This is a genomic window from Amycolatopsis sp. NPDC051071 (assembly GCF_040682875.1).
Lineage (GTDB): Bacteria > Actinomycetota > Actinomycetes > Mycobacteriales > Pseudonocardiaceae > Amycolatopsis.
In genome coordinates this window covers 19,612-28,803 of the sequence record NZ_JBFBBY010000104.1, presented here as the reverse complement: position 1 = coordinate 28,803, position 9,192 = coordinate 19,612, and the positions used below count along the sequence as shown (strand labels likewise).

At 68.8% G+C, this 9,192-nt stretch carries 12 protein-coding genes; all 12 read right to left on the bottom strand.

Annotation, left to right across the window (positions count from 1 at the left end; all coding sequences use genetic code 11):
- Nucleotides 1–71 precede the first annotated feature (71 nt).
- The gene (locus tag AB0M65_RS28060; RefSeq protein WP_003096226.1) at nt 72–395 is read right to left on the bottom strand and encodes a DUF2469 domain-containing protein; all 324 of its coding nucleotides are present in this window, start codon (nt 393–395) and stop codon (nt 72–74) included.
- Nucleotides 392–1,171, bottom strand: a complete 780-nt coding sequence (locus AB0M65_RS28055; protein ID WP_364033760.1) for a ribonuclease HII — start codon at nt 1,169–1,171, stop codon at nt 392–394. Before AB0M65_RS28055 ends, AB0M65_RS28060 begins: the two co-directional genes overlap by 4 nt.
- A 58-nt stretch (nt 1,172–1,229) precedes the next feature.
- On the bottom strand, nt 1,230–2,159 hold the full coding sequence (gene lepB, locus AB0M65_RS28050; RefSeq protein WP_364033754.1) for a signal peptidase I: 930 nt from the start codon (nt 2,157–2,159) through the stop codon (nt 1,230–1,232).
- 31 nt (nt 2,160–2,190) lie between these two features.
- Complete coding sequence (rplS, locus tag AB0M65_RS28045; RefSeq protein WP_005154717.1) at nt 2,191–2,559, bottom strand: 50S ribosomal protein L19; 369 nt, start codon at nt 2,557–2,559, stop codon at nt 2,191–2,193.
- Between the two features lie 184 nt (nt 2,560–2,743).
- Entirely contained in the window at nt 2,744–3,508 is a 765-nt protein-coding gene (trmD, locus tag AB0M65_RS28040) for a tRNA (guanosine(37)-N1)-methyltransferase TrmD (protein WP_364033750.1), read from the bottom strand.
- Nucleotides 3,508–4,020: a ribosome maturation factor RimM gene (gene rimM, locus AB0M65_RS28035; RefSeq protein WP_364033747.1), complete on the bottom strand. Its 513-nt coding sequence runs from the start codon at nt 4,018–4,020 to the stop codon at nt 3,508–3,510. Before rimM ends, trmD begins: the two co-directional genes overlap by 1 nt.
- A gap of 24 nt (nt 4,021–4,044) precedes the next feature.
- Nucleotides 4,045–4,284: an RNA-binding protein gene (locus AB0M65_RS28030; RefSeq protein ID WP_003103110.1), complete on the bottom strand. Its 240-nt coding sequence runs from the start codon at nt 4,282–4,284 to the stop codon at nt 4,045–4,047.
- On the bottom strand, nt 4,281–4,727 hold the full coding sequence (gene rpsP, locus AB0M65_RS28025) for a 30S ribosomal protein S16 (protein ID WP_364033744.1): 447 nt from the start codon (nt 4,725–4,727) through the stop codon (nt 4,281–4,283). Before rpsP ends, AB0M65_RS28030 begins: the two co-directional genes overlap by 4 nt.
- Nucleotides 4,728–4,885: 158 nt before the next feature.
- Complete coding sequence (locus AB0M65_RS28020) at nt 4,886–5,704, bottom strand: type II CAAX endopeptidase family protein (protein ID WP_364033741.1); 819 nt, start codon at nt 5,702–5,704, stop codon at nt 4,886–4,888.
- A 57-nt stretch (nt 5,705–5,761) separates the two neighbouring features.
- Nucleotides 5,762–6,511 carry a CPBP family intramembrane glutamic endopeptidase gene (locus tag AB0M65_RS28015; protein WP_364033757.1) on the bottom strand — a complete coding sequence of 250 codons (750 nt, stop codon included), beginning with the start codon at nt 6,509–6,511 and terminating at the stop codon, nt 5,762–5,764.
- A 45-nt stretch (nt 6,512–6,556) separates the two neighbouring features.
- Nucleotides 6,557–7,630 (bottom strand): amidohydrolase family protein, encoded by a 1,074-nt coding sequence (locus AB0M65_RS28010; protein ID WP_364033738.1) that lies wholly within the window; start codon nt 7,628–7,630, stop codon nt 6,557–6,559.
- 2 nt (nt 7,631–7,632) lie between these two features.
- The gene (gene ffh, locus AB0M65_RS28005; protein WP_364033735.1) at nt 7,633–9,183 is read right to left on the bottom strand and encodes a signal recognition particle protein; all 1,551 of its coding nucleotides are present in this window, start codon (nt 9,181–9,183) and stop codon (nt 7,633–7,635) included.
- Nucleotides 9,184–9,192: the final 9 nt, after the last annotated feature.

The window sequence follows — 9,192 nt, the reverse complement described above, 5'->3', positions numbered from 1 at the left end:
AGTTCGGCGAAGGCATCCTCGGCGTCACCGAGGAGACCACGACCGGCGTGCTGCGCGTACAGGGAGCGGGCTCAGCCCGAGAACGGACCGTCCTCCGGCAGGCGGAGATCCGGTTTGTCCAGCTCTTCGACGTTGACGTCCTTGAACGTGATGACCCGGACGTGCTTGACGAACCTGGCGGGCCGGTACATGTCCCAGACCCACGCGTCGGACATGCGGACCTCGAAGTACACCTCACCGCCACCGTCGCGGACCTGCACGTCGACGGCGTTGGCCAGATAGAACCGCCGCTCGGTCTCCACCACGTACGAGAACTGGCCGACTATGTCGCGATACTCGCGGTAAAGCGAGAGCTCCATCTCGGTCTCGTACTTTTCGAGATCCTCTGCGCTCATGAAATCCGCGCCCCTCCTCGCGATTCTGCTGCTGCTCCAGCGGCGGAGCGTTCATTGTTACCCACGTACGGGCCGAGGGCACGTATCGGCACGCTCGGGTTTTCCAGCGCCGCGACGGTCAGCACCACCGGATGAGGCGGTCGCGCGCCGTGCGCGGCGGCCACGGTGGCGACATTGGCGTACGACCAGCGGTGCACCGCGCTCGGGCCGTGCGTCTTCAGCGCCGCGCTGTGCTCGGCGGTGCTGTAGCCCTTGTGCACGTCGAAACCGTAGTGCGGGTGGACGTCGTGCAGGTCGCCCATGATCCGGTCCCTGGTGACCTTGGCCAGCACGGACGCCGCCGCCACGCAGGCGACGGCCTTGTCCCCCTTGATCACCGGCACGCTCGGGGCGGGCAGCCCGGACACCCGGAACCCGTCGGTGAGGACGTAGCCAGGGGTACCCCGCAGTGCGGAGACCGCGCGCCGCATCCCTTCGAGGTTCATCACGTGGATGCCCAGCAGGTCGACCTCGGCGGCCGGGATGACGATGACCGAATAGTCGAGCGCACGCTGGACGACCCGGTCGTACACGCGGTCGCGGGCCTTGGCCGTGAGGATCTTCGAATCGGTGAGCTCGGGCAGCCGGGCGGCGTCGCCGGGGCGAAGGACGCACGCGGCCACGACGAGCGGGCCGGCGCAAGCACCGCGCCCTGCCTCGTCGACGCCGGCGACGGGGCCGAGGCCCCGCCGGTCCAGCGCACCCTGCAACCCCCAGAAGAGGTCGCCACGCACCACTGCCCGCGGCGGCCGAAGTGGCTCGGCCGGTATGAGCGGTACAGGAACTCTCAAGGCCTTACCGCCTCCGGTCGACCGCCTTGCGCACTCCGGACGACATCCGCCTGCCGAGGAAGACCACGGGCCACGCCGCGGCGATGCCGACGCCAAGGGGAAGCCCCTGCTGCCACGCCGGCGCGCCGAGCGCCAGTGGCTGCGCGTTCGCCTGCGGGTTGTGGTCCGAAACGCCACCCCAGCGGCCGGGTGGGAGCACGATGACGCGTGCCTTGCCGATGATGTTGTCGACCGGGACGGCGCCGTTCACTCCGCCGCCACCCTGGAACCGGGAGTCGCTGGAGTTGTTGCGGTTGTCGCCCATGACGTAGACGTAACCGGCGGGCACCGTGATCGGGTCGAAGGTCTTCTGGGTGGAGGCCATGCCCTCTTCCCAGTGGATGTACGGCTCGTCGAGTGCCTTGCCGTTCACGACCACACGGTTGTTGTCGCAGCATTGCACCGTCTGACCGCCGACCGCGATGATCCGCTTGACGAAGTCACGTTCGTCCGGCGGCGCGAAGCCGATCAGGGACCCCACCGCGCGAAAACCGGTGACGAAGATGTTGCTGGACTCCGGCGTCTCGATCTCGCCTGCCCAGGCGGGCGGTCCCTTGAAGACCACCACGTCGCCCGGGCTGGGATCGGTGAAGTCGTACGTGATCCGGTCGACCAGGATCCGGTCGCCCGTGCACCCGGCGCAGCCGTGCAAGGTGGTCTCCATCGATCCCGAGGGGATCATGTAGACCTTGGCGAGGAACTGCTGGATCAAGATCGTCAGCACGAGTGCGACGACGATCAGGATCGGCAGTTCCTTCCAGAACGACCGCTTCTTGTTGACCTTGCCGAATTTCTTGGAGCCGGATCGGCCCCGGCGGGAGGCCCTGGTGGGGCGCTCCTCTTCGGGGCGATCGGGCTCATCTTCGGACGTGTTCTGGGACACGGGTTCGACCACGACGCCAGGCTACCTGTAACCGTGTGGCTACCTACTTGGCGGAGGTCGTCTCGCGGTTTTCGCGGCGTTCCTTGATCTTGGCGGCCTTGCCGCGCAGCTCGCGGAGGTAGTACAGCTTCGCCCGGCGGACGTCGCCGCGCTTGAAGACCTCGACCTCGGCGATGTTCGGCGAGTGCACCGGGAAAGTACGCTCCACGCCGATGCCGAACGACACCTTGCGGACCGTGAAGGTCTCGCGGATGCCGCCGCCCTGGCGACGCAGCACGACGCCCTGGAAGATCTGGTTACGCTCGCGGTTGCCCTCGATGACGCGGACGTGAACCTTGAGCGTGTCGCCCGGTCGGAAGTCCGGGATGTCGGAACGCAGTGACTGCGCGTCCAGCGCGTCCAGGGTGTTCATCGGTGGTCCGTCCTCGTCTTCGTATGGCTTACGTACAGCAGGGCGCGCAGTAATGCCTGCACTGCGACCTACCCGGGGGCTGATGGCGTTCCGGCTGACCTCGCGGCCTTTACTCCGGACAGTGTCCGGGGTAAAAATTCGCGCGTCTGCTCACGCCAACCTGTCAAGTATTGCAGACCGGGACTCAGGTGGTTGACCCGGCCTGGCCGGTGTCCTCGTTCAACCGCTCGAGGACCTTGAGATCGTGCTTGTCGAGGCTACCTTCGGGCAGCCGGCCGACGAGTTCCGGCCTGCGCCGCACGGTGCGTTCCAGTGCCTGGTCGCGGCGCCAGCGGTCGATGAGCGCGTGGTTGCCCGAGCGCAGGACGTCCGGCACGGGGAGCTCTCGCCAGACCTCCGGCCGGGTGTAGCTGGGGCCTTCGAGGAGGCCGTCGGAGAACGAGTCCTCCTCCGCGGAACGGGCGTTGCCGAGTACTCCCGGCAGGAGCCGGACGACGGCTTCGACCATCACCAGCACCGCCGCCTCGCCGCCGACCAGTACGTAGTCGCCGATCGAGACCTCGTCGACGGGCATCCGGCGTGCGGCGTCGTCGATCACCCGCTGGTCGATGCCCTCGTAGCGGCCGCACGCGAACACCAGGTGTTCCTCCGCGGCGTACTGGTGGGCCATGGCCTGGGTGAACGGGCGCCCGGCGGGGGTCGGGACCACGAGGCGGGTGTTCTCGCCGCAGACGTCGTCCAGAGCGGGGCCCCAGATCTGCGGTTTCATCACCATGCCGGGTCCGCCGCCGTACGGGGCGTCGTCGACCGCGCGGTGGACGTCTTGCGTCCAGTCCCGCAGGTCGTGGACGCCGACCTCGATGAGGCCGCGGTCGATCGCGCGTCCGAGCAGCGCGGCGCGGAGCGGGTCGAGGTATTCGGGGAAGATCGTGACGACGTCGAGGCGCATCAGGCGTCCAGCAGGCCTTCCGGCGGGTCGAGGACCACGCGGCCACCCGCGACGTCGACCGCCGGGACGATCGCCTTCACGAACGGCACGAGCACCTCACGTCCGTCGTGCTCGATCGACAGCAGCTCCCCTGCCGCCGAATGCACGATTTCGAGCACCTTGCCGACGAGTGTGCCGTCGGCGAGTTCGGCCCGAAGGCCTTCGAGTTCGTGGTCGTAGAACTCGTCGGGGTCTTCGGTCGGTGGCAGCGTCGAGGTGTCGGCGATCAGCAGGGCGCCGCGAAGCGTCTCCGCGACGTCCCTGGTCAGCACCTCTTCGAAACGCACCAGCAGCCGCCCGCTGTGTTCGCGGGCGGCTGCGATGGTGAGGTTCCTGCTGCTGCCGTCACGCAGCTTCGTCATGACGGCCGAACCGACCGCGAACCGCTGTTCCGGCGAGTCCGTGCGCACGTCCACCGCGAGTTCCCCGCGGATTCCGTGTGCCTTGGCGATACGGCCGACTACGACGTCCATCTCGGTCTGTCTCTCGTCCTGGGGTCAGCGATCGGTGTCGACGACGTCCACGCGGACGCCGCGGCCACCAATGCCGCCCATGACGGTGCGCAGGGCGGTCGCCGTGCGGCCGCCCCGGCCGATCACCTTGCCGAGATCGTCGGGGTGCACATGCACCTCGAGCGTGCGGCCACGACGTGTGGTCAGCAGCTCGACCCGGACCTCGTCCGGGTTGTCGACGATCCCGCGCACCAGGTGCTCGAGGGAGTCAGCGAGGAAGCTCACGCCTGGGCCTTGTCACCCTCGGCGGCCTCGGCCTTGTCGGCTTCGGCCTTCTTCGGGGCTGACTTCTTCTTCGGCGTGGTGGCCTCGGTCGACGGCGCGTCACCGGCGGCGGCGAGGGCGGCGTTGAACAGGTCCTGCTTCGACGGCTTCGGCTCGGCGACGCGCAGGGTGCCCTCGGCGCCCGGCAGGCCCTTGAACTTCTGCCAGTCACCGGTGATCTGGAGGATGCGCTGGACCGGCCCGGTCGGCTGGGCGCCGACGGACAGCCAGTGCTGGGCACGCTCGGTGTCGACCTCGATGAAGCTCGGCTCTTCCTTCGGGTGGTACTTACCGATCGTCTCGATGGCCTTGCCATCACGGCGGGTACGCGCGTCGGCGACGATGATGCGGTAGTACGGCGCACGGATCTTGCCGAGACGCTGCAGCTTGATCTTGACGGCCACGGGTGTGGGTACTCCTCAGTTCTCTCTGATGCGTGTGGAAGGCGCACGAAGGCCGAGTGGGGACACGGCTACGCACACCCGAAGGTCCGGAGCTCGGGCGCGGTGAGAGGGTCCGGCCAAAGCAGGCAGCGTACATTCTGCCAGATGCCGTCCGGCCGTCAGAACGCGGCTATCCCGAGTGACGCGAGCAGGATCGTCACGGCCGGGAGGAAGTTGTTCACCTGGTGCGCGACCACACTGCCGAGCAGCCGTCCGGTGAACACCCTCGCCAGCCCGATCGGGATCGCGATCACCAGCAGCAACGTGGTGCGCAGCGGTTCGAGATGGCTTGCCGCGAAGATGGCCGTCGAGACCAGGAACGCCGCGATCCTCCCCCACCTCTCGGTACGCCATTGCAGTCGTTCGACGGCACCCCACAGCAGGCCCCGGTAGATGATCTCCTCGCAGATCGGCCCGACCAGCCACAGGTAGATGAACATCACGACGGCCGCCGACACCGACATCCGCCGGTCCTCGACGAGCGCGCTGATCGCCGAGGTCGCGTTCGCGTCGCCGACGACCTGTGTCCAGACATAGGCGGCGAGCGAGGTGAACCCGAGCCCGAGCAAACCCAGTTTGAGGCCGATCTTGACGTCGGCCCAGCTCCAGCCGATCCGCAGGTCGGTGCACGGACCGTTGCCGCGGAGGCGGGTGATCAGCAGCGCGACCCCGGCGGCGATCATCGTCGGCACCATCGTGCCCAGCAGCACCACGCGCATCGGCAGGGGCTGGCCGGGCTGGACGTCGCCGAGCAGGACACTGATGAACGCCGCCGACGCGAGCAGGACGGCTTCCACCAGCAGGAAGGCCCCGAATCCCCAGCGATGCGGCGGCGGCGTGGCGGGAGCGGCCACCTCACCTCCGGCTGTGTGTTCTTCCGGGAGCTCATCCGGCGGCGCGGCCTCAGGGATCGGTTCCCTGGGCTGAGATACGGTCACGCCGACCCTCCGGTGATCGTTCGGTTACCCACAGACTCTAACCGCCAGGAGAAGCGATCACTTCGCCGCGAAGAGCAATACAGCCGGTGGGAGGTTGTTGGCCGCGTGCGCGATCACGGCCGCGCTCACCCGGCCGGAAAGATAGCGCGCCAGCCCGATGGCGATCCCCTGGCCGAACAACGCGATCGTGCGCGCGGCCTCGCCGTGCAGCTGGGCGAACACCAGCGCGGTCACCAGCAGGATCACCCATGAGGGCAGGCGGTGGTAGCCCATCGCGTTCCAGAGCGTGCCGCGGAACAGCAGTTCCTCGGTGACCGGGGCGGCGAAGACGACGATGGCCGCGGCCACCACCAGCCAGACGGTGTCCCCCTCGGCGGTCCCCGACAGTTCGGTGATCGGGCTTGGCGAGAAGTCGTCGATGGACCTGTCGGCGCTGTCGGTCCCGTAGACGGCCAGCAGGAGCAGGTTGAGGAGATAGCCCGCTCCGAGCGCGGCCGCCCCGCAGGCGAGCCCGATCCGGACGTCGCGCCAGGTGGGACGGAGACCGAAGTCCGCCCGGAGGCCCTGGCCCCAGACCCGGGAACCGGCCACGGGGCCGAGACCGAGCACCAGGGTCGGGAGGAACGCGAGGATCAGCAGCGGGCCGACGTCACGGAGTTCCAGCGGGTCGTAACCGCCGAAGCGGCCCGACATCGCGAAGCTCATGACGAGCGTGACGAGGTGGTACCCGGCGATGCCCGCGAAGAACGCTACGAATCCCCAGTGCGCTCCGAGCACGAGTCGCTCACGGGCCTGCCCGTCGTCCACCACGCCTCCACGCTAAGTGCCACTCCGGTCACGGTCGGCGGCGGGTCAGGCGAAAACCTCGCCGCGAAGGACGAGGTGGCTCGGATGCCGCAACGCGGCGAGGTCTTCCCGCGGATCCACCGGGTACACCAGCAGGTCGGCGGAAGCGCCGTCGACGATCCCCGGCACGCCCAGCCACTCGCGCGCCGCCCAGGAAGCCGACGCCAGCGCCTGCTCGGCGGACATCCCCGCCTTGTGCAGGGCCTCGATCTCGTCGACGAGCCTGCCGTGCTCGACCATGCCGCCCGCGTCGCTCCCCGCGTACACCGGGACGCCCGCCTCGATCGCCGTCGAGACCATCTCGCCGACACCGGCGTGCAGGGCCCGCATGTGGTCGGCGTACCGGGGGTATTTGCCTGCCTTGTCGGCGATCCCGGGGAAGTTCTCGATGTTGATCAGGGTCGGCACGAGCGCGATCCCGCGGTCGGCGAGCACGCCCAGCTGGTCGGGGAGGAGTTCCGTGCCGTGTTCGAGGCAGTCGATGCCGGCGTCGATCAACCCGGGCAGCGCGGCCTGCCCGAAGACGTGCGCGGTCACCTTGGCGCCCTCGGCGTGCGCGACCGCGACGGCCTCGGCGAGCACGTCGTCCGGCCACAGCGGCGCGAGATCCCCGGCGCCGCGGTCGATCCAGTCACCGACGAGCTTGACCCAGCCGTCGCCGTCGCGGGCCTGCTCGGCGACCGCCTTCGGCAGCTCGGAAGGGTCTTCGAGTTCGATGCCGAGCCCGGGGATGTAGCGCTTGCGCAGCGCGAGATGCCGTCCGGCCCGGATGATGCGCGGCAGATCGGCGCGTGCCTGCAGTGGCCGGACGTCGATCGGCAGCCCGCAGTCGCGGATCAGCAGCGTCCCGGCGTCGCGGTCGGTGATCGCCTGCTCGGTGGCCTCTTCGAGGGTGGTCGCGCCGCCGGCCCCGATCCCGGGATGACAATGCGCGTCGACCAGCCCGGGTACGAGAAAGCCTTCCCGGACAACGGTTTCCGCTCCGGCGACCGGTTCGGTGCTGATCCGGCCGCCGGTGATCCACAGCTCGCGGTGCTCACCGTCCGGCAGGACGACCCCCGCCAGACGCAGCGCCCCCATGGCTACTTTTCCTTCGGGAACTTGAACTTCTTCGGGTCGAACCCGGGTACGTCGTTCATCCCGCCGAGCTGGGAGAGGTCCGGCATCCCGCCTGGCCCACCCTGTCCGCCGGGCATTCCGCCCGGGGGCAGCATCGGCATGCCGCCGGGGAAGCCACCGCGGACCTTGGGCTGCGTGGGGCCGCGCCCCTTGCCCTTCTTCCCCTTCTTGCCCTTGCGGTTCTTGCTGCCGCCACCCGCGCCGCCGAAGCCGAAGCGGCCAGCCATCTGCGCCATCATCTTGCGTGCCTCGAAGAACCGGTTGACCAGTTCGTTGACGTCGCGGATGGCGACGCCCGAGCCCTTCGAGATCCGGATCCGACGCGAGGCGTTGATGATCTTCGGGTCGTCCCGCTCGGCCGGGGTCATCCCGCGGATGATCGCCTGCAGTTTGTCGAGCTGCTTGTCGTCGACCTGCGCGAGCTGATCCTTCATCTGCCCGGCTCCGGGCAGCATGCCGAGCAGGTTGCCGATCGGGCCCATCTTGCGGACCGCGAGCATCTGCTCGAGGAAGTCCTCCAGGGTGAGCTGGCCGCTGCCGAGTTTCGCGGCTGTCTGCTCGGCCTTCTCCTGGTCGAAATGCTGCTCGGCCTGCTCGATGAGGCTGAGCATGTCGCCCATGCCGAGGATCCGGCTGGCCATCCGGTCCGGGTGGAAGAGGTCGAAGTCCTCGAGCTTCTCACCGTTCGAAGCGAACAGGATCGGCTGACCGGTGACCTGGCGGACCGACAGCGCGGCACCACCGCGGGCGTCACCGTCGAGCTTCGTGAGCACGACACCGCTGAAGCCGACGCCGTCGCGGAACGCCTCGGCCGTGGTGACCGCGTCCTGACCGATCATCGCGTCGACGACGAACAGTGTCTCGTCCGGGGAAACGGCGTCGCGGATGTCCGCGGCCTGCTTCATCAGCTCTTCGTCGACGCCGAGGCGGCCGGCGGTGTCGACAACGACGATGTCGTGCTGGGCGCGTTTGGCCTCGTCGATCGCACGGCGGGCGACGTCGACCGGGTCACCGACGCCGTTACCGGGCTCGGGAGCGAAGACCGCGACCCCGGCCCGCTCACCGACGACCTGCAGCTGCGTGACGGCGTTGGGACGCTGGAGGTCACAGGCGACCAGCATCGGCGCGTGGCCCTGCTTCTTCAGCCACATCGCGAGCTTGCCCGCGAGTGTGGTCTTACCGGCACCCTGCAGACCCGCGAGCATGATGACCGTCGGCGGGTTCTTCGCGAAGGTGAGCCGCCTGGTCTCGCCGCCGAGGATGGTGACGAGTTCCTCGTTGACGATCTTGATGACCTGCTGCGCCGGGTTCAGCGCGCCGTGCACCTCGGCGCCCTTGGCGCGCTCCTTGATCCTGGCGATGAAGTCCTTGACCACGGCGAGCGCGACGTCCGCTTCGAGCAGCGCGATACGGATCTCGCGCGCGGTGGCGTCGATGTCGGCGTCGGAGAGCCTGCCCTTGCGCGACAGGGTCTGCAGGGCGGACGTGAGCCGATCGGAGAGGGTGTCGAACACGGGTGTGCA

Bases quoted from the DNA above. Each gene is read 5' to 3' on its own strand.
- AB0M65_RS28060 (WP_003096226.1), bottom strand. From the start codon at position 395: ATGAGCGCAGAGGATCTCGAAAAGTACGAGACCGAGATGGAGCTCTCG.
- rplS (WP_005154717.1), bottom strand. From the start codon at position 2,559: ATGAACACCCTGGACGCGCTGGACGCGCAGTCACTGCGTTCCGACATC.
- trmD (WP_364033750.1), bottom strand. From the start codon at position 3,508: ATGCGCCTCGACGTCGTCACGATCTTCCCCGAATACCTCGACCCGCTC.
- AB0M65_RS28010 (WP_364033738.1), bottom strand. From the start codon at position 7,630: ATGGGGGCGCTGCGTCTGGCGGGGGTCGTCCTGCCGGACGGTGAGCAC.
- rimM (WP_364033747.1), bottom strand. From the start codon at position 4,020: ATGGACGTCGTAGTCGGCCGTATCGCCAAGGCACACGGAATCCGCGGG.